This is a genomic window from Labrys okinawensis (assembly GCF_002982075.1).
In the GTDB taxonomy this organism is placed as follows: domain Bacteria; phylum Pseudomonadota; class Alphaproteobacteria; order Rhizobiales; family Labraceae; genus Labrys; species Labrys okinawensis_A.
Genome location: NZ_PUEJ01000003.1, coordinates 594,685 through 612,192, shown reverse-complemented (window position 1 = coordinate 612,192; position 17,508 = coordinate 594,685). Strand labels below are relative to the sequence as shown.

Annotated in this window: 20 protein-coding genes; 7 read left to right on the top strand and 13 right to left on the bottom strand. The window is 64.6% G+C overall.

Going from position 1 to position 17,508, the window contains the following annotated elements; translation table 11 throughout:
* Complete coding sequence (locus C5L14_RS09850; protein WP_105861839.1) at positions 1-786, top strand: enoyl-CoA hydratase-related protein; 786 nt, start codon at positions 1-3, stop codon at positions 784-786.
* Positions 787-875: 89 nt separating this feature from the next.
* The gene (locus tag C5L14_RS09845) at positions 876-1,088 is read left to right on the top strand and encodes a hypothetical protein (RefSeq protein WP_105861838.1); all 213 of its coding nucleotides are present in this window, start codon (positions 876-878) and stop codon (positions 1,086-1,088) included.
* A 257-nt stretch (positions 1,089-1,345) separates the two neighbouring features.
* Here the strand turns inward: C5L14_RS09845 and cml are convergent, their stop codons facing one another.
* The 6 genes from cml to cobS form a co-directional block, all read right to left on the bottom strand.
* The gene (gene cml, locus C5L14_RS09840) at positions 1,346-2,566 is read right to left on the bottom strand and encodes a CmlA/FloR family chloramphenicol efflux MFS transporter (RefSeq protein WP_105861837.1); all 1,221 of its coding nucleotides are present in this window, start codon (positions 2,564-2,566) and stop codon (positions 1,346-1,348) included.
* A gap of 241 nt (positions 2,567-2,807) precedes the next feature.
* Complete coding sequence (locus C5L14_RS09835) at positions 2,808-3,143, bottom strand: hypothetical protein (RefSeq protein ID WP_105861836.1); 336 nt, start codon at positions 3,141-3,143, stop codon at positions 2,808-2,810.
* A gap of 27 nt (positions 3,144-3,170) precedes the next feature.
* Positions 3,171-4,046, bottom strand: a complete 876-nt coding sequence (locus C5L14_RS09830; RefSeq protein ID WP_105861835.1) for an NAD(P)-dependent oxidoreductase — start codon at positions 4,044-4,046, stop codon at positions 3,171-3,173.
* A 44-nt stretch (positions 4,047-4,090) separates the two neighbouring features.
* On the bottom strand, positions 4,091-4,876 hold the full coding sequence (locus tag C5L14_RS09825) for a transporter substrate-binding domain-containing protein (protein WP_105861834.1): 786 nt from the start codon (positions 4,874-4,876) through the stop codon (positions 4,091-4,093).
* An 81-nt stretch (positions 4,877-4,957) separates the two neighbouring features.
* Positions 4,958-5,206 carry a DUF1289 domain-containing protein gene (locus tag C5L14_RS09820; RefSeq protein WP_105861833.1) on the bottom strand — a complete coding sequence of 83 codons (249 nt, stop codon included), beginning with the start codon at positions 5,204-5,206 and terminating at the stop codon, positions 4,958-4,960.
* A 35-nt stretch (positions 5,207-5,241) separates the two neighbouring features.
* Complete coding sequence (gene cobS, locus C5L14_RS09815) at positions 5,242-6,048, bottom strand: adenosylcobinamide-GDP ribazoletransferase (RefSeq protein ID WP_245443325.1); 807 nt, start codon at positions 6,046-6,048, stop codon at positions 5,242-5,244.
* A gap of 173 nt (positions 6,049-6,221) precedes the next feature.
* Between cobS and cobT the strand changes: the two genes are divergently transcribed.
* The 3 genes from cobT to C5L14_RS09800 all read left to right on the top strand — a co-directional run bounded on the left by cobT (position 6,222) and on the right by C5L14_RS09800 (position 8,895).
* Positions 6,222-7,247 carry a nicotinate-nucleotide--dimethylbenzimidazole phosphoribosyltransferase gene (cobT, locus tag C5L14_RS09810; protein WP_105861832.1) on the top strand — a complete coding sequence of 342 codons (1,026 nt, stop codon included), beginning with the start codon at positions 6,222-6,224 and terminating at the stop codon, positions 7,245-7,247.
* 238 nt (positions 7,248-7,485) lie between these two features.
* A complete protein-coding gene (locus tag C5L14_RS09805; protein ID WP_105861831.1) occupies positions 7,486-7,785 on the top strand; it encodes a porin in 300 nt (99 codons plus the stop codon).
* 351 nt (positions 7,786-8,136) lie between these two features.
* On the top strand, positions 8,137-8,895 hold the full coding sequence (locus C5L14_RS09800; RefSeq protein WP_105861830.1) for an MBL fold metallo-hydrolase: 759 nt from the start codon (positions 8,137-8,139) through the stop codon (positions 8,893-8,895).
* 89 nt (positions 8,896-8,984) lie between these two features.
* Here the strand turns inward: C5L14_RS09800 and C5L14_RS09795 are convergent, their stop codons facing one another.
* From C5L14_RS09795 to C5L14_RS30825, 7 genes are all read right to left on the bottom strand, one after another.
* A complete protein-coding gene (locus C5L14_RS09795) occupies positions 8,985-9,587 on the bottom strand; it encodes a hypothetical protein (RefSeq protein ID WP_105861829.1) in 603 nt (200 codons plus the stop codon).
* A gap of 111 nt (positions 9,588-9,698) precedes the next feature.
* Positions 9,699-10,685, bottom strand: coding sequence for a tRNA dihydrouridine(20/20a) synthase DusA (gene dusA / locus C5L14_RS09790; protein WP_105861828.1), 987 nt, complete (start codon positions 10,683-10,685; stop codon positions 9,699-9,701).
* A 119-nt stretch (positions 10,686-10,804) separates the two neighbouring features.
* Positions 10,805-11,452 carry a glutathione S-transferase family protein gene (locus C5L14_RS09785; protein WP_105861987.1) on the bottom strand — a complete coding sequence of 216 codons (648 nt, stop codon included), beginning with the start codon at positions 11,450-11,452 and terminating at the stop codon, positions 10,805-10,807.
* Positions 11,453-11,596: 144 nt separating this feature from the next.
* A complete protein-coding gene (locus tag C5L14_RS09780; protein WP_105861827.1) occupies positions 11,597-13,363 on the bottom strand; it encodes a Rieske 2Fe-2S domain-containing protein in 1,767 nt (588 codons plus the stop codon).
* A 23-nt stretch (positions 13,364-13,386) separates the two neighbouring features.
* A complete protein-coding gene (locus tag C5L14_RS09775; RefSeq protein WP_105861826.1) occupies positions 13,387-14,292 on the bottom strand; it encodes an aromatic ring-hydroxylating oxygenase subunit alpha in 906 nt (301 codons plus the stop codon).
* Between the two features lie 33 nt (positions 14,293-14,325).
* Positions 14,326-15,192, bottom strand: a complete 867-nt coding sequence (locus tag C5L14_RS09770; protein WP_105861825.1) for an aromatic ring-hydroxylating oxygenase subunit alpha — start codon at positions 15,190-15,192, stop codon at positions 14,326-14,328.
* A 74-nt stretch (positions 15,193-15,266) separates the two neighbouring features.
* A complete protein-coding gene (locus C5L14_RS30825) occupies positions 15,267-15,389 on the bottom strand; it encodes a hypothetical protein (protein WP_281062568.1) in 123 nt (40 codons plus the stop codon).
* Between C5L14_RS30825 and C5L14_RS09765 the strand changes: the two genes are divergently transcribed.
* Entirely contained in the window at positions 15,388-16,158 is a 771-nt protein-coding gene (locus tag C5L14_RS09765; RefSeq protein WP_105861824.1) for a GntR family transcriptional regulator, read from the top strand. The two genes, C5L14_RS30825 and C5L14_RS09765, sit on opposite strands and share 2 nt — an antisense overlap.
* Positions 16,159-16,220: 62 nt before the next feature.
* Positions 16,221-17,315: a BMP family ABC transporter substrate-binding protein gene (locus tag C5L14_RS09760; protein ID WP_105861823.1), complete on the top strand. Its 1,095-nt coding sequence runs from the start codon at positions 16,221-16,223 to the stop codon at positions 17,313-17,315.
* Positions 17,316-17,508: the final 193 nt, after the last annotated feature.

Sequence of the window (17,508 nt, the reverse complement as noted above, 5' to 3'; positions counted from 1 at the left end):
ATGAGCGAGTTGGTGGTGGAGAATGCGGGTCCGGTACGCACCCTGACATTGAACCGGCCCACAAAGCTCAATGCCTTCACGGCGAGCCTCCATGCCGAACTCCGCGTGGCCCTGGCAGCGGCAATTGCCGACGACGGCGTCAAGGTGATCGTACTCACCGGCGAGGGGCGTGCCTTCTCCTCAGGCCAGGACCTCACCGAGGACCTGCCTCGCGACAGCCAGGGCGGCATCGATCTCGGCCCTGCCCTGGAACGGGACTACAATCCCCTGATCAAGCAGATCGTCAACTCGCCCAAGCCGACCATCGCGGCGCTCAACGGGCCGGCCGTCGGCGCGTCCATGAACATCGCGCTCGCCTGCGACATCGTGCTGGCGGCGCGATCGGCGACCCTGCAGGAAGCCTTCGCCAAGATCGCTCTGATCCCCGATGCCGGGGGAACCTGGCTGCTGCCGCGCCTGATCGGTCCCAAGCGGGCGCTCGCCCTGATGCTGACGGCCGAGGCGGTGCCGGCGGAGGAAGCCCTGCGCATGGGCCTCGTCTACAAGCTCTATGAGGATGCCAGCTTCCGCGACGACGTCGCCGCCTTTGCAGCCAGGCTCGCCCAGGGCCCCGGCCTCGCCTTCCGCATGATCCGGGAGGCGGTCCTGGCCAGCGCCGACAATGATCTCGATGCCCAGCTGGCCCTGGAAGCGGCGCTGCAGCGCAAGGCCGGCGCCTCGCATGATTTTGCCGAAGGCGTGGCCGCCTTCCTGGCCAAGCGGGCGCCCCAGTTTCAAGGGCGCTGACGCACTTCGCTCTAGAATTGCGCTTTCTTAACGTGAAATCGCCGGCATTCCAGCCGAGAATGCAACCAGGCTGAAGTTGAGGATCTGATTTGTTTCGTTCACGCTGGACCCTGCTGGTGCTGGTCGCCATACTCGGGATTGCCGCAATCTATGTCAGCAGCAACCCCGAAATGGCGAGCCGCTATGCCCAAGCACAACGCGACGCGGCGCTGAGCGCCGACACCAAGCAGACCGTGATGCTGCTCATTGCCCTGGCCGTCGGCGGCTATCTCGCCTGGTTCTTCCTCATTCGCAAGGACTGAACACTTCGGCGCTCAAGACAGATATCAGTGCCAGAAAAACGAAACCCCGCCATTGCTGACGGGGTTGCCTTGCGACAAAGGCCAGGATCAAACCCTAAGGCGAAACGCCGGCCCTTTCATTTCAATCGGCCTGCCCCCCAGTACATCCGTGGTGGGGCTACCTTTCGATCGGGCACCCGACGCGTCCGCCGGATCACCCTTGGAAGGCTATATAGGAAGCCTTTGTGACGAGAACAAGACGGGCCCAGGCGAAATGCTCAACCCGCCGACGGATTCTGGACGTCAGCCCTCGACAGCCTTTCCCGCCTTGCTCCGGCAAGCAGAAGAACCAAGCTCGCCATGCCAGCGGCATAGGCCACCAGCGGCCAGGCGGTGTCCCCCGGCAGAACCAGGACGGCCAAGGTGCCGGCCACGCTCACCATCAGGCTCTGCACGCAGAAATAGAGCGCCACCGCGGCGCCGGCGATGTCATCGAAACCCTGGAGCGCACCATTGGCAGCGACACCGCCCGCGAGGACGATGCCGATTGCGATCACCCACATCGGCGCGAGAAAGCTCCACCAGGATGCCGCTCCCGCCGTCTCGCCCAAGGCAAGCAGTCCGGCCCCCGCCAGGATCGTCGCCATGGCCCGCCTGAGGCAGCCCAGGCGTCCCCAGCGCTCGATACGGCCAGGCACGAAACGGGTCGCGACCATCATGGCGACGGCCGCCGTGGCGAAGGCAAGGCTGAAGGCCAGGGGCGAATAGCCGGCCCTGTCGATCAGCACCCGCGGCGCGGTGGAGAAGAAGACGAAGAAGCTCCCCATCGCTGTGCCGAAGCCCGCCGTATAGGTCCAGAAGGCATAGCTGGCGAGAACCGTGATGGCCGGACGCCGAGCGACCTCGACTGCTTCTCGCCGGGTCTCGGGCCATCGCCACGCCGCTTGGGTGAACGCGGCGGCCATCAACAGGCCCAGCGTGAGGAAGATTGCCCGCCAGCCGAACCGATCGGCGATGAGTGCCCCGGCAATCGGCCCCAAGGCCGGCACGAAAGCCAGCATGGCGCTGAACAGGCTGTAGATGACGGCGCCTTCGGGACGTTCTGCATAGACGTCCCGGACTGTGGCGAAGGTCGCCACCAGGCAAGCGGAGGCGCCGGCCGCCTGCAGGAAGCGCAGGGCCACGAAGACAGCGGCGTTTGAACTCGCCGCAAGTCCCAGAGACGCAAGCAGGAACAGGGCGGCACCGCCGATCAGCACCGGCCGGCGGCCGATGCGGTCGGACAGCGGCCCGAAGACGATCTGCCCGGCCCCCAGCATCACCATATAGAGGCTGAGGGTCAGTTGGATCACCGCTACGCTGGTTTCCAGCGTAGCCGGCATGATGGGTACGATGGGCAGATAGATATCCATGGCCAGGGAGGCAAGGATATCGAAGGGGGCCATCAGCAACAGGGCCGACGGCAAGGCATGGCCCCAGACGGGGTTTTTGGCAGGCATGACGAAACATCCGCTCAAATGAAAACATTCGGCGGCGGTCTGCCTCTTCAGTGCGAAACCGGATGGGATCGGACAGAACGCCGCAACAACATCGACATGTCGTTGCGGCCTAGCGGTCCGAGGATTTGAGGCCTCTCATGTCCGGCTCCTGTGAAACGGATGAAACGAGGCGTTTAGCAAAATGCCGACGGGTGAACAATCCTCGGCGGCGAAGCCTCCTGTCAGGCCTCGCCTCTCCCCGTCAAGATCGCGAGCCATCCAGATTGGAGATGAGGCGGAGATAACCGCCGCGATAGTCCCCGAAATCGGTCAATTGCGCATCCACCGACTGGTCCGCGGTCTGGCACCGTCCCACCCAGCTGCGCACACCGGCGACATCCTCGGAGGTCGTCTCCAATTCGGCACCGACATGGCGCCGGAGGAAGGCAGTCAGGGCCGCAACGGCTTCATCGAGGCCAGACGCCGTCGCCAGCATCAGGCTTTCATAGAGCTTGCCCTCTTCTTCGTCGGTCTCGGCATTGTAGTCCGGCTCGCCATCGAAACCCGGCGGCGAGCCCATGTCCTCGAGGGTCTTCATGATTGCGGCTTTCCCATCATCGCCCGCTCAATTACGCGGCTTTTCAAGCCGGGCGACGAGGCTGCACGTATCCCAGCGCCGGCCGCCCATGGCCTGGACCTCGGCATAGAACTGGTCGACCAATGCCGTCACCGGCAGCTGCGCGCCATTCGCACGGGCGGTTTCGAGGCAGATCCCCAGATCCTTGCGCATCCAGTCGACGGCGAAACCGAAATCGAACTTGCCTTCCTGCATCGGCTTCCAGCGATTTTCCATCTGCCAGGATTGCGCGGCCCCCTTCGAGATCACGCCGATGACCTTTTCGAGGTCGAGCCCGGCCTTGTTGGCAAAATGGATACCTTCCGACAGGCCCTGCACGAGCCCGGCGATGCAGATCTGATTGACCATCTTGGTCAACTGCCCGGCGCCGGCCGGCCCCATCAGCTGACAAGCCTTGGCATAGTGGGCGATCACCGGTTCGACCCGGGCATAGACATCGGCGTCGCCGCCGCACATCACGCCGAGCGCACCGTTCTCGGCGCCGGCCTGCCCGCCCGAAACCGGCGCATCGACGAAGCCGAGGCCGAGCGTACCGGCCGCTTCATGCAGTTCGCGCGCGACCTCGGCCGAGGCCGTGGTGTGATCGACAAAAACAGCCCCCTTCTTCATACCCGAAAAGGCGCCCTGCGGCCCTGTCGTCACCGAGCGCAAATCATCGTCATTGCCCACGCAGGCAAAGACGATGTCGGCATCCCTGGCGGCTTCCGCCGGGGTCGGGGCAGAGGCGTTGCCGTATTTTTCCACCCAGGCCTGTGCCTTGGCGGGGGTGCGGTTGTAGACGGTGACCTGATGGCCGCCGCGCACGGCCAGATGGCCCGCCATCGGAAAACCCATCACGCCAAGGCCGAGAAACGCCACTTTCATTGCGAGAACTCCTTTATCCCGAGGGCTTCTGGCAGCCGCCGGGCTCAATAGATCGAGAAGGGGAAATATTTATCGTTGATTGTCTTGTAGGTACCATCGGCGACGATATCGGCAATCGCCTTATTGAATTTTTCGGCAAGATCCCCATCGCTCTTGCGCAAGGCGATCCCCTCGCCTTCGCCGAAAAACCTGGCATATTTCACCAGGTCGACATCGGCCTTCAGCTCACAGCAGACGCTTTCGGGCTTGCCCAGCCAGCCGGCCAGTACAAGCTTGTCGGCAAGCACGGCATCGAGGCGGCCCGTCACGAGATCGGCATTGGCCTCGTCCTGGCTGCCATAAAGCTTGATCTGGGCGCCTCCCCCCTGGATCTCCGCCTGCAGGAAGGCGGCCTGCACGGTGTTGGCGACGGCGCCGACAACCCTGTCCTTCAGTCCTGCCGCGTCCCAGGTAGCGACCTTGCTGTCCTTGCGGGCCACGAAACTCGTGGGCCGATCATAATAGCGGTTGGTGAAGGCAACCTGCCGCCGCCGCTCCGGCGTGATCGACATGGATGACACGATGGCATCGACCTTGCCCGCGTTCAGGGACGGAATCAGGGCGTCCCAGTCGAGGACTTCGAAACTGCAGGTCGCACCCATTTTCTGGCAGAGCGCCTTGGCGATATCGACATCGAAGCCGATGGGCTGATCCTTGGCATCGAGCTGGTTGAAGGGCGGGTAGCCGCCTTCCGTGGCGATGCGGATCGATTTCCACTCTCTTGCCGAGACCGTGCCGCCGGCCAAGGCAGCGAAAGCAGCAGCCAGGATGAGAACGCCGATCCGACTCATGCCGTCTCCTCGATGATTTCACATAGTGGACGGCGATTTGGCGCAATCACCAGCCAAGAGTTCAGCCCCCAAATGCGGCATTCATGCGCGATTGCGCCGGCCGGTCCGCCGACGGGCCGCCATCATGGCGTCGAAAGCATCGCGTGCGGCCTGCAGAGCCGGCGTTTGCGCGAAACGATCCGGCAACCTCGCCATCAGCGCCAGGCGATCCTCCTCGCTCATCTCCACCCAGCGCCGGATTTCCAGGCTGGAGCGCCCGCAGCCGATGCAGAAGCCGCTCGCCGCATCGATGCGGCAAATGGCGACGCAGGGTGTGGAGGTGATCTGCATGGCATTCACAATCCGGCTAGAGAGGTATCAATAATTTAGACATGCCAGCCCAGAGGCGCCAGGGCGCCTGCCAGGATTGCCATTTCGGCGAGCATCACGGCAGCACCGCAGACATCGCCGGTCTGCCCGCCAATCTGCCGTTCAGCCAGCCGCGTGACAGCATAGGCCGCCGCAAGCCCCGCCAGGGGTGCGACAACCGACATGAAATGGCCGGTTCCGGCCCAGGCCAGCAAAGCCGTTGCGACCATGGCGGGGACGGCGCCGGAGCGCCAGGCATGGCCGGTCAACCGGCCTGCCGAAGCGCCGGCACCATCCGGGCGCGCCGGTCCCAGCAACATCAGTGGCAGTAATCCCAGAATGCGGGAGGTGCCGACGGCAGCAGCCAGGACCAGGCCCGTGCGCCAGACATTGCCCGTCGCCGTCAGCAGCCCGGCGAGCAGCGACACCCGGGCGGCGAGAGCCAGCACCAGGGCGGTCGCGCCATACGAGCCGATGCGCGAATCACGCATGATCTCGAGCTTTCGTTCGAGTGTGCCGCCTCCCCCGAAGCCATCGGCGACATCGGCAAGCCCGTCCTCATGCATGGCACCGGTCATCACCGCCAGGGCGGCGACGGCGAAGATGACGGCAACTGTCGCAGGCAAGCCGGCGAGATGGGCGATGACCAGCACGATAGCGGCCGCCAGGCCGAGCACGGCCCCGGCCAGCGGCGTCGCCGGCGCCAGCCGCTCCATATCGGGCCGGCCATGCGGATCGATCTCGATGGACAGGACAGGCACTGGAAGGCGCGACCAGAAGCGCAGAGCTTGAGGAACGCCGGCGAGAAATGATGAATGCATCATGGCAGGCCCTGCATGCCATGCGAGGAACCTTCAAGGCAACGGCGCGATGTCCTGCACCCGACTGCTTCTCGTGTCGATGCCGGGGCAGCAACCGTCGTCACGCGGCCTTTCCGCTTCGTGGCCATCGGTCTATAAGCGCGGCCAATCATTTCTCCTGCATTGGAAACATCCCGATGGCTTTTGCCGGCACCGCCCTGCCCTTCGACGACATCCGCGAGCTTGCCCGAGGCATGCCGGCCCTCGACGCCAGCGCAGTGGCGGGCGTGAAGCAGCGCGACGGCCAGCTGACCAAGCCGCCGGGCAGTCTCGGCCGGCTGGAAACCATCGTCGAGTGGCTCGCCGGCGTTCAGGCCACGCCGTCTCCCACCGTCTCGCGCCCCTTGGTGGCGATCTTCGCCGGCAATCACGGCGTGGTCGCCCGCGGTGTTTCGCCCTACCCGCAGGAAGTCACGCGCCAGATGCTGGAGAATTTCGCAGCCGGGGGCGCCGCGATCAACCAGATCTGCTCGACCTTCGACATCGGCCTCAAGGTGTTCGACTTGGCGCTGGACATCCCGACCGGCGACATCACCTGCGAGGCGGCGCTCGACGAAAAGGCCTGCGCGGCCACCATGGCTTTCGGCATGGAGGCCGTATCCGGCGGCATCGACCTGCTGGCCCTGGGAGAGATGGGCATCGGCAACACCACCATCGCTGCCGCCATCTACCATGCGCTCTATGGCGGGGAAGCGGCCCATTGGGTCGGCCGCGGCACGGGCGTCGACGATGCCGGTCTCGCCCGCAAGATTGCAGCCGTCTCGGCCGCGGTCGAATTTCATCGCAGCCATCTCAAGGATCCGCTCGAAGTGCTGCGGCGCCTGGGTGGCCGTGAAATCGCGGCGATGGCCGGCGCCATTCTGGCGGCGCGCAGCCAGCGCGTGCCCGTGGTACTGGACGGTTATGTCGTCTGCGCCGCCGCAGCGATCCTTCACGCAATGGACCCCGCCCTGCTGGACCATTGCATCGCGGGGCATGTTTCTGCCGAGGGCGCCCATGGCGATGTCCTGGCTCGGCTCAGCAAGAAACCGCTGCTTGATCTCGACATGCGGCTCGGCGAAGCCTCCGGTGCGGCCCTGGCGGTATCCCTCATCAAGGCGGCTCTTGCCTGCCATACCGGCATGGCGACCTTCGCGCAGGCGGGCGTCACCGACAAGGCGTGAGCTTATCCCGATGATACAGACGGGGCGGCGCGGCGGCTGGATGTAACAAACCGTTATATCTCGTGTTCGAGCCGGAAAAGCTTTGCCGCGAAGTGGTCACGATCGGGCGCTAGGCCTGAGTCGCTGCTAGAGTCGGGTATGTTTCGGCGAAAATACCTGCTTTGCTCCAACTTTGTTTCGATGCGTCTTGCGATCTCCCGTGAACGATCCGATCGCAAGACGCTTTAGGAGCCTATTCATGTTCAGGACGATCAGCGCTGCCATTGCCGTACTTGCCTTTACGGCGCCCGGCTTTGCCGGCGAGAAAACGGATCCCCGCTGCAGCCAATATGGCGAAGGCTTCGTCTATTCGGCCGATACCGGCATGTGCATCAGGGTCGGCGGCGAGTTCCGCGCCGATTACGGTTTCAGGAAGCAGAGCGGCCTCGGCCAGCAGAGCGGTTTCGGCTCCACCGTCAAGGGCCATGTCGATGCGCGCGGCGACAGCGATCTCGGCCCCTTCCGCATCGTGGTCGAGCCGACCGCCCGCAAATTCTGAACCAGGCAGATTCCATCCGCTCGAGCCATTCGGTTCGACCGGGAGGAATCCATAGGATCTCAAATGCTTGCGGCGTTTCGAGCCGCTCGCCTTGTGCGTTTTCGCACAGACAGTTTCGGCATTTCGTGAACTGGCCACTCCTGGTTCATTCCGGCTGGTTTTGCCCGCTTTCTTTGAGTTGAAGTTCTGGGACTTTTCGGTTCATACCGGTGGGTGACTCGACGCGCATCTCCTGGTTGAAGCCTCGCAGATCTGCGGGGCTTGTTATCGAAATAGAACAGACTTCCGCATGAGGCAGATCTCTTTCCGCTCACTCCGTTTCGCAGCGCCCCGGCGGCAGGAGGTCCTGCCATGCGCGTGACGGTGATCGGCTGTGGCGATGCCTTCGGATCGGGAGGACGGTTCAACACCGCCAGCCTGGTCGAGATCGAGGATCCGCAGGAGGGCCGCACCGTCTGCCTGCTGGATTGCGGCGCGACCACGATGACGGCGCTCAGCGCCATGGGCATCGATCCCGACCAGATCGACCTGATCATGCTGACCCATCTGCATGGCGACCATTTCGGCGGCATTCCCTTCCTGCTGCTCGATGCTCAGTGGGTCCGCAAGCGTACCCGTTCACTGCGCATCATCGGCCCTCCGGGCACGATCGAACGCCTGTCCACCACCATCGAGGCGCTGTTTGCCGGCGCTACCATGGAAACGCCCTGGAGCTTTGCCTGGAGCGTGGAGGAAATGGCGCCCGGCACGCAGCGCGACGCCCAGGGATTCACCATCCGCACCGTCGAGGTGGTGCATCCGTGCGGTGCGCCGGCCACGGCCATCCGGCTGGAAGGCGGCGGCAAGGTCTTCGTCCATTCCGGCGACACCGAATGGACCGAAGTCCTGCCTGAGATCGCCGATGGCGCGGACCTGCTCTTTCTCGAATGCTTCGCCATCGAGGAGACCCCGCCGCATCTCGACTATAATCGCCTGCTCTCCCGCCGCGGCGATTTCAACGCCAAGCGCGTGGTGCTCACCCATATGGGCCCGACCATGCTGGCCTATCGCGACAAGGTCGACCGCTCTCTGTTCGACCTTGCCGAGGACGGCATGGTGATTGAGGTCTAAGAGCTCTTCCTGGGAGCGCGGACATCTTGTCCGCCCTGCTCCGGCAATGCCTCTCCAAGAACGGACAGGATGTCCGCATTCCACTCTTGTCACATCGGCGGCGCGGCGCCGTTCTGGCCGGTGGCCACGCTGTTGGTGCGCCAGTCCTTGCCGTCGGGCTGCGCCACGACGAAAACCGCGATTCCCGGCTTGATGATCGTCCGCTCGGCCGCATTGAACTGCACCACGGGAACCTCGCGGGGAATCACGATCTTGCGGCTGCCGCCGGGAAAGCTGAGCGTGACCTCTCTTCCCGCCGCCGTGGAGACGACTTCGCCCCCCACCGTGCCGTTGGTCATGCGCGCACCGGGCTGGGAATCCCAGTCCCGCTCGCCCTCGCCGCTCTTCACGCCCGGCGGAAAGACATGGACCTCCAGCGATTTTCCGGAGCCGTCCGCCTGGGGGATCTGCGCCGTGCCGATGAAGCTGCCGGCATGAATGGCTTCCACGCCGATAGGCGCCACCAGCCGGGCCTTCCAGTCAGGCGTGAGATGGATCGAGACGCTCTGGCCGTCCTTGGTCTTGAGGCTGAGCCCCTTGCTGTCGAGCGTTTCGACCGTGCCACGAAAGATCTTGCGCGGGGCCTCCTGCGCCTGAGCCGGAACAAGGAAAGCGAGCGCCAGCAGACCGGCAAGCCGATAGGGTTTCGTCATGATGCAAACTCCGCGCCCCCGCGACGCAACGGCGTGCCCAGTGGCGCAGCATAGCGGCGCGGCGGGACGAGGCGATTCACTTTGACGGGAGCAGCGCGCGATCCGGACTGATCAGGCGGCCTTGGCCTCCATGGCGCGACGGACATGCGCAGCCGCCTCGAACAGCACTTCGAGCCCGGCGCCCGGCTTGACCGCCTCGGTGGCGAGGTGGCGCCGGTAGAGCCGCGCGCCCGGCCGTCCGGGGAACAGGCCGATCATGTGGCGGGTGATGGAGCTCAGCCGAACACCCTGTGCCAGTTGCGCCTCGACATAGGGGGCCATCGCCTCGATGGCCTCGAAACCGTCGGCGACAGGCGCGGCCACGCCGAACAGGGTGGGATCGACTGCAAGCAGGATTTCGGGATTCTGATAGGCCTCCCGCCCCACCATGACGCCATCGAGGCGAGCCCGATGCGTGCTCCACTCCTCGACGGCCTTGATGCCGCCATTGATCGAGATGGAGAGATCGCGATTGGCTTCCTTCAGCCGGTAGACGCGGCCATAATCCAGCGGCGGCACGTCGCGGTTTTCCTTGGGGCTCAGCCCCTTCAGCCAGGCCTTGCGCGCATGCACGATCAGGGCGTCGACGCCGGCGGCCCGCACGGCCGCGGTGATGCGGTCGAGCGCGGCCTCGGGATCCTGCTCGTCGATGCCGATGCGGCATTTGACGGTGACGGGCAGGTCGACGGCGGCCTTCATGGCGGCGACGCACTCGCCCACCAGCTCCGGCTCCGCCATCAGGCAGGCGCCGAACCGCCCCTCCTGCACGCGGTCGGACGGGCAGCCGACATTGAGATTGATCTCGTCATAGCCGAAATCGGCGCAGATGCGGGCCGAGACGGCCAGATCCTTCGGATTGGAACCGCCGAGCTGCACGGCGATGGGATGCTCCTCGCCGGAAAAGCCGAGCAGACGCTGCCGGTCGCCGTGAATAACGGCGCCGGTGGTCACCATCTCGGTATAAAGCAAGGCCTTCGCCGAAAGGATGCGATGGAAGAACCGGCAATGGCGATCCGTCCAGTCCATCATCGGGGCGATGGAAAAGTCTCTGTCCAACATGCTGCTTTCGTTGCTCTTTTACGCTCGCGGCGCCCGTCAGGAGGGCGTCGGCTGCGAAGCGCTTGAGGCTCTTACAGCATTTTCCTGTCTTTTCAAAGAGTTGATCGGCAGAGGCTTCCTCACGCCGCCTTCGCCGGGCCGGCGGGGAAGACGCCGGACATCACCGAAAAGCCCTTGATGCGCTTGACCCTGTCGGACCAGCGGCGGATCGCCGGATAGTCCTGGCGGGGAATGCCGCCCTCTTCCGACAGCATCACATAGGGAAAGCAGGCGATGTCGGCGATGGTCGGCCTGGGGGCGTTGCAGAGCCAGTCCCGCCCTTCCTGTTCGCCGAACCACAGATGCTCGTCGAGGATGCGGAACAGGCGGTGGGCGCCCGATCGCGCCGCCTCCACGTCCAGCTCGTAGAACAGGCCGTCATGCAGCCGCGCCGCCGAGGCCGTGGCCGTGATGCCGTCGGCGAAGGCCAGCCACTGGCTGATCTCGCCGAGCAGGGCCGGATTGCCCTGCGGATACCAGCTGCCCCCGGCATCATATTTGGCGGCGAGATAGACCAGGATGGCCTGCGCGTCGCGCAGCACCAGCCCGTCATCCTCGATCACCGGCAACTGGCCGAGCGGGTTGATCCTGAGGAACCAGTCCGACTTGTGCTCGCGGCCGGGATAGAAATCGACCGGCACGGTTTCATAGGCAATGCCGAGGATGCCCATCAGCAGGCGCAGCTTGTAGCAATTGCCCGAGAGTTCGTAGTCGTAGAGCTTGATCACGGTCATATCCCAGAATTGCAGTCTTGCAGGAAGAGTGGTGTTTCGTCATTGCGAGCGTAGCGAAGCAATCCAGGCTTAGCCGCACTCGTGAGACTGGATTGCTTCGCTACGCTCGCAATGACGGCTACAAAAATTATCGTTGCGCTAGAGATCGAGAATGAGGCGGGCGGATTTGGCACGCGAGACGCAGGTCATGATCTTGGTGCCGGATTTCTTCTCGGCCTGCGTGAGATAGACGTCCTGGTGATCGGGCTCGCCCTCGATCACCGAGCACAGGCAGGTGCCGCAGGCCCCCTGTTCGCAGGAGGAGGGCATGTCGATGCCGGCCTCGCGCATGACTTCGAGGATGGTGCGGCCCGCCGGCACCGTCAGCGTCATGTTCGAGCGCGCGAGGGCGATCTCGAAGCTGGAGGAGTCGTCGATCTCCCTGGTGTTCTTGAAATACTCGAAATGCACCGCCTCCTCCGGCCAGCCGAGCTCGGCGGCGATGGCGCGCGCCGCCTCCAGCATCGGTCCCGGGCCGCAGAGGTAAAGATGCGTGTCGCCGTCATAGGCCGCGAGAATTTCGCGCAGCCTGGCCGCCGTCGCCTCAGGGCCGAGGCCGAGATGCGGCACCAGCGTCGCCTTCAGCAGCTCCAGCCGTTCGCGGAAGGCAAGCTGTCCCTCGTTCTGCGCGAAGTAATGGAATTCGTGCGCCAGCCCCTGGTGATGCAGCGCCTGGGCCATGGCCAGCATCGGGGTCACGCCGATGCCGCCGGCGATGAAGATGGTCCTCAAGGCATCGCGGCGCAGGGGGAAATTGTTGCGCGGATCGGAGATCGCCAGCACGTCCCCTTCGCGCACGCTGTCGTACAGGCAGGTCGAGCCCCCCTTGGAATCGCGCTCCCGCTTGACCCCAATGACATAGCGGTCTGTCTCGCCTGGGCCGTTGGTGATGGAATATTGGCGGATGAGGCCGTTGGGCAGATGCACGTCGATATGGGCACCGGGCTGGAATGTCGGCAGCAGGCCTTTCACCGGGCGCAGTTCGAAGCCGGCAATGCCCTCGGCCGCCTGCCATTTGCGTGCCACCTCGACGCGAATGGTGGCCTTGCGGCCATGGGCGGTGAGTTCGGGCATCTCGGCGAGCTCGGGCGAGACACGCTCGATCACCGCCTCGAGGGGCGCCGGCGCCGGCCGGGCAGCCGCCTCGCGCTCCAGCCTGTCACGCAGTTTCGACAGGAGCTCATTGTGATGACGCAGCGCCGCCAGCCGGGCGGGTCCCTCCGGAACGGCGTCGAGCACGCCGCGGATGACGGAGCGGTTGGAATCGACCGGCTGCACGAAAAAGACTGCCAGGGTCGAGTGCTCGCCCTCCTTCGAGCGCAGCGCCATGCTCAGCCCATCGGCAGCCTCGACCACCGTCTCGGCCGACGCCCCCGCCAGGGCGCCGCTTGGCTGGAAGCGATGGGTCTTCAGCCCCTCCGCCACCAATTCGGGCGGCGCATTCACCGGGATGCCGCGCAGGGCCAGGAGATTGCCTTCCGAGAGGCCGGCGATCTCCGGCACCTCGCCGAGCGGCTCCTCGGCCGACCAGATCAGGCCGTAGCGCTCCACCGAGGCGAAGGTGCGGTTGGTGATGGTGCGCGCCGGGGCATCGGCTGGATGGGCCGGGATATAGGTGCAGCCCGCCGTGCGGTTGGAATAGCGCCAGCCATGGTATTGGCATTTGAGCTCGCGCCCGTCATTGATGCCGATCGACAGGCGCACGCCACGATGCAGGCAGCGGTTCTCCCAGATGTTGACGTAGCCGTCATCGGCACGCCAGACGGCGAATTCGCGGCCGAGCAGCTGGCCATGGAAGACATGGCGGAATGGCAGGTCATGAGACGCGGCAATGGGATGCCAGCGGGTCTTGGCGGTCTCGAGCATGGTGGTCTCCGGAATTCGGCGTATCAGGTCGCGGCGGGAATGACGCCATAGGTCACGCCCTTCTGGCTGAGCCAGCGGCGATAGGCGATCGCCGACTTGTCGGCGCGGATCGGCGTCTCGGCCCTGGGATCGAGCGGCAGGCGCTTGGGGAACTGGTTTTCCAGGATCGGCTTGTCCTGCCCGAAGATGGTCTGCTGGAAGCGCTTGATCACCTTGTCCTCGTTCTCGTCGTCGAGGATGCACAGCATCATGTGGGCGCGGACATGCTCCTGGTCGACCGGCTGCAGGAAGACGGCGATGACGTCGCGCCGGCTCTCGTCGATCGGGCTCGATTTGTAGAGCACCGAGCAGAAGGGGTGGGGCACGCGGTAGACATAGTCGACATCGGCCCCGCCGGTCGAGACGGTGGAAGCCATCGGCTGAAAGAAGCGGCAGCGCGTCGCCAGGATCTCGTCGCGCTCGACCGAGATCTCGACGTCGTATTCCTTCACCTCCGTGTGCGGCTCGGCGCCGAGAATGTCGGTATGGACATAGGGAAAATGGCCCATGTCGAGGAAGTTCTCGATGGCACGCGGAGCGGAAACATGCACGCCCACGGTCGCGGCATTGAGGCGGCGGCGGTCGGGTTCGGCGAATTCCGGGATGGGGAAGAGCTCCGCCGGCGGCTCGCCGAGCGATGTCCAGACATAGCCATAGGCTATTTTGACGGGGAGGGTATTCCCCAGGCCTGCGATATCGACGCTGTCGCCGTGACGAAGGCCGGGCCGGGCCAGCCAGACCGCGGCATCGCCCTGCTCGTCGACGGCATAGCCGAGCCTCTCCTCCAGCAGCACGGTTTCCGCGACCCTGCCGGCGGGGGTTTCGGCCACCGCCGCGAGCGGGTGCCACAGATTGAGGGTCACAGGATCCTTGCATCGTGTCTGCGTCATTGCTCTTCCTCTTGGATCTTGGGGCGCCAGGCCTCAAAGCCGCGCCGGAATGGCGCCGTAGGAGACCGCATGGTCCCTGAGCCAGCGCCGATAATGGACGGAGACGGCATCGGCCCGGATCGGCGTCTCGGCGCGCGGATCGAGCGGCAGGCGCTTGGGCACCTGGTTTTCCAGGATCGGCTTGTCCTGGGCGAAGATCAACTGCATGAAGCCGCGGATGGCGGCCTCGCCGGTACCGTCCTTCACATAGCAAAGCAGGGGATGGGCCACGCAATTCTCCTCGTCCACCGGCTGTACGAACAGCACGATCACGTCGGAACGCTCCTTGTGCACGGAATTGCTCTTGTAGAGCGCCACCGTATAGGGCCGGATCACCTTATAGACATAGTCGACCAGGAAGCCGCCCTGCGCGGAAGGCGAGGCAAAAGGCTGGAAGAACCGGCACTCGGTCGCCAGGATCTCATCGGCTTCGGTCACCCGCACATGATAGGGCGCCACTTCCGTATGAGGCTCTTCTCCCAGCGTACCCGAATGCACGAAGGGCAGATGGCCCATGTCGAGAAAGTTCTCGACGGCCCGCAGCCCGGAGGCATGGACGGCGATCGAGCCGCCGGTCACCAGGTAGCGGTCCTCCTCCCCGGCCTCCGGCACGCTCGGAATATCGCGCTCCGCCACTCCCAGGCACGCCCACAGAAAGCCGTAGCGGCAGGTCGAAGCGAGCGGGCCGCCATCATCCTCGCGGACAACCCGCCAATCGGCACCGTCATCGCAGCGGATATCCAGCGCGACACCGAGCAGGCGGGTTCGGAAGGGCTTGCCGGGTATCAGGTTCGTCAGATCGGCAATCACGTGCCAGTCGTTCAGAAGGACTTGGTCACTACAAAGGGTTGCTTGGCTCATCGCACCCTCCCCTCGGCTAGCTCTTCCCCATGAACCTAGCTCCGTTACGGGCATTGGAACCACAGGATTGGATATCAATCAATTAAAAATTGCACGACAAAGAAGGATTCTTGATTGACACGGATGGAAGATTGAATACCGATATGCTGCAGGCAGTTCGGACATGCCGTGCTGCCGGCGCGGGAGGTATTGGGCATGAGCAGCCGCTCGCAGGCGATCGCCGACATCCTGACCCGGGCCATCATCGAGCACCGGCTGGTGCCCGGCTGCAAGCTCGGCGAACGGGAGCTCGCCGAGATCTTCGACGTCAGCCGCATCGTGGTGCGCCAGGCCCTGATCCGGCTCGCCGATGACGGCCTCGCCCAGATCGAGCGCAATCGCGGCGCTTTCGTCGCCCGCCCCGGCATGCAGGAAGCGCTGGAAATCTACGACGCGCTGACTCTGGTCGAACAGGGCGTGGCGGCCCAGCTCAGCGACCGGCTGGGCCCCGCCGGCTGGGCCGAATTGCGCCAGCACGTCGAACGCCAGCGCCAGGCCATCGCCGCCGGCAACGACGCCCTGGCCGATGTCCTCGGCCAGGAATTCCACACGATCTTCGTCCGCCTCAGCCGCAACAAGGTGATGCAGGATATCCACGCCCAGCTCGTCCGACGCACCACGCTGCTGCGCTCGCTGGTCACGGCCGATTTCGACTATTGCAACCTGATCGACGACCATTCGCGGGTGATCGACTTGCTCGAGAAGGGGCGGCTCAAACAGGCGATGGAACTGATCGATACCCATCACCGCAGCGTGGTGCGCGGCTATATCATGGATCGGCAGGTCTTTCCGGAGCTGTCGCCCCGCGAAGCCCTGGAGCCCTATCTGGAGCCGAAAGCCGGCGAAGTTTCGCAAACCCGGCGCCAGCCCGCCCGGAAAAGCAATGGTGAGGCGGCAAAGCATCGCCACAGCCACACTTCGAAATAGACACTTCCATACAGACTCGGCGACAAGCCGGGCATTCACCGAGCCAACAGAGGACTGCCATCATGATCGACCTGACGAGGCGAAAATTCCTGCAATATTCCGGCATGGCCGGCGCTGCTCTGGGAACCGCCAGCTTTGCGAGCCGCGCCTATGCCGACGAGCCGCTCAAGATCGGTGTCGTCTACGTCTCGCCCGTGGCCGATATCGGCTGGACCAAGCAGCACAGCCTCGGCGTCGAAGCGATCAAGAAGGAATTCGGCGACAAGGTCGCCATCACCGTCATCGACAACATCTTCATGCCGCAGGATGCCGAACGCGTCTTCCGCGAATTGGCCTCCTCGGGCAACAAGCTGATCTTCGGCACCAGCTTCTCGCATGGCACGCCGCTGCAGAAGGTGGCGCCGCGCTTCCCCAAGCTCGCCTTCGAGCACTGCTCGGGCATCGTGCACCTGGCCAATCTCGGCACCTTCGAAGCCAAATATTACGAGGGTACCTTCGTGGCCGGCGCCGCGGCCGGCCATATGACGAAATCCGGTAAGATCGGCTTCATCGGCGGCTTCCCGATCCCCGACATCGTTGGCCCGGCCAATGCGCTGCTGCTCGGCGCCCAGAGCGTGAAGCCCGAAATCACCTGCAACGCCATCTTCCTCAATTCCTGGTTCGATCCCGGCAAGGAGAAGGAGGCCGCCAAGACCCTGCTGTCGCAGGGCTGCGACGTGATCTGCTCGATGACCGATACCGCAACCGGCGTGCAGGTCGCCGGCGAAGGCGGGGCCTGGTCGATCGGCTATGCCAGCGACATGGCGAAGTTCGGGGCCGGCAAACAGCTTACTGCCTTCACCCTCGACTGGTCGAGCGACTATGTGCGCGCGGCCAAAGGGGTAGCCGAAGGCAATTGGAAGCCCGAAGCGCGCTGGGACGGGCTCGCCGGCGGCGTGGTCAAGATGGCGCCCTATAACGAGGCCATCCCTGGCGATGTCGTCGCCAAGCTCAAGCAGCTGGAGGCCGACATCGGCTCGGGCAAGGTCCACCCCTATGCGGGCGAGCTCAAGGACCAGGGCGGTGCCGTCAAGGTCGCGGCCGGCGCGGTGGCCACGGACGCCGACATTCGCGGTATGAACTGGTTCGTCAAGGGCATGATCGGCAAGCTCGGATAAGGGGTAGACCAGGCTCTGACCAAACGGAGAAAGGCGCACCAAGCCTCCCCCACGAAGCTGGGGGAGATGGCCCGACGAAGTCGGGTCGGAGGGGGTGCGGCGAGCCGGGTCGCAATCCATCAAAAGCTTGCGCAACCGTAGCGCCGTCTTGTGATGCACTCTGCGCTGCCCGCCACACCCCATCCGCCCAAAC

Excerpts from the sequence above, each read along its gene's own strand:
- C5L14_RS09850 (WP_105861839.1), top strand. The coding sequence starts at position 1 with ATGAGCGAGTTGGTGGTGGAGAATGCGGGTCCGGTACGCACCCTGACA.
- cml (WP_105861837.1), bottom strand. The coding sequence starts at position 2,566 with ATGCCTGCCAAAAACCCCGTCTGGGGCCATGCCTTGCCGTCGGCCCTG.
- C5L14_RS09835 (WP_105861836.1), bottom strand. The coding sequence starts at position 3,143 with ATGAAGACCCTCGAGGACATGGGCTCGCCGCCGGGTTTCGATGGCGAG.
- C5L14_RS09830 (WP_105861835.1), bottom strand. The coding sequence starts at position 4,046 with ATGAAAGTGGCGTTTCTCGGCCTTGGCGTGATGGGTTTTCCGATGGCG.
- C5L14_RS09825 (WP_105861834.1), bottom strand. The coding sequence starts at position 4,876 with ATGAGTCGGATCGGCGTTCTCATCCTGGCTGCTGCTTTCGCTGCCTTG.
- C5L14_RS09820 (WP_105861833.1), bottom strand. The coding sequence starts at position 5,206 with ATGCAGATCACCTCCACACCCTGCGTCGCCATTTGCCGCATCGATGCG.
- cobS (WP_245443325.1), bottom strand. The coding sequence starts at position 6,048 with ATGATGCATTCATCATTTCTCGCCGGCGTTCCTCAAGCTCTGCGCTTC.
- cobT (WP_105861832.1), top strand. The coding sequence starts at position 6,222 with ATGGCTTTTGCCGGCACCGCCCTGCCCTTCGACGACATCCGCGAGCTT.
- C5L14_RS09805 (WP_105861831.1), top strand. The coding sequence starts at position 7,486 with ATGTTCAGGACGATCAGCGCTGCCATTGCCGTACTTGCCTTTACGGCG.
- C5L14_RS09800 (WP_105861830.1), top strand. The coding sequence starts at position 8,137 with ATGCGCGTGACGGTGATCGGCTGTGGCGATGCCTTCGGATCGGGAGGA.
- C5L14_RS09795 (WP_105861829.1), bottom strand. The coding sequence starts at position 9,587 with ATGACGAAACCCTATCGGCTTGCCGGTCTGCTGGCGCTCGCTTTCCTT.
- dusA (WP_105861828.1), bottom strand. The coding sequence starts at position 10,685 with ATGTTGGACAGAGACTTTTCCATCGCCCCGATGATGGACTGGACGGAT.
- C5L14_RS09780 (WP_105861827.1), bottom strand. The coding sequence starts at position 13,363 with ATGCTCGAGACCGCCAAGACCCGCTGGCATCCCATTGCCGCGTCTCAT.
- C5L14_RS09775 (WP_105861826.1), bottom strand. The coding sequence starts at position 14,292 with ATGACGCAGACACGATGCAAGGATCCTGTGACCCTCAATCTGTGGCAC.
- C5L14_RS09770 (WP_105861825.1), bottom strand. The coding sequence starts at position 15,192 with ATGAGCCAAGCAACCCTTTGTAGTGACCAAGTCCTTCTGAACGACTGG.
- C5L14_RS09765 (WP_105861824.1), top strand. The coding sequence starts at position 15,388 with ATGAGCAGCCGCTCGCAGGCGATCGCCGACATCCTGACCCGGGCCATC.
- C5L14_RS30825 (WP_281062568.1), bottom strand. The coding sequence starts at position 15,389 with ATGCCCAATACCTCCCGCGCCGGCAGCACGGCATGTCCGAACTGCCTG.
- C5L14_RS09760 (WP_105861823.1), top strand. The coding sequence starts at position 16,221 with ATGATCGACCTGACGAGGCGAAAATTCCTGCAATATTCCGGCATGGCC.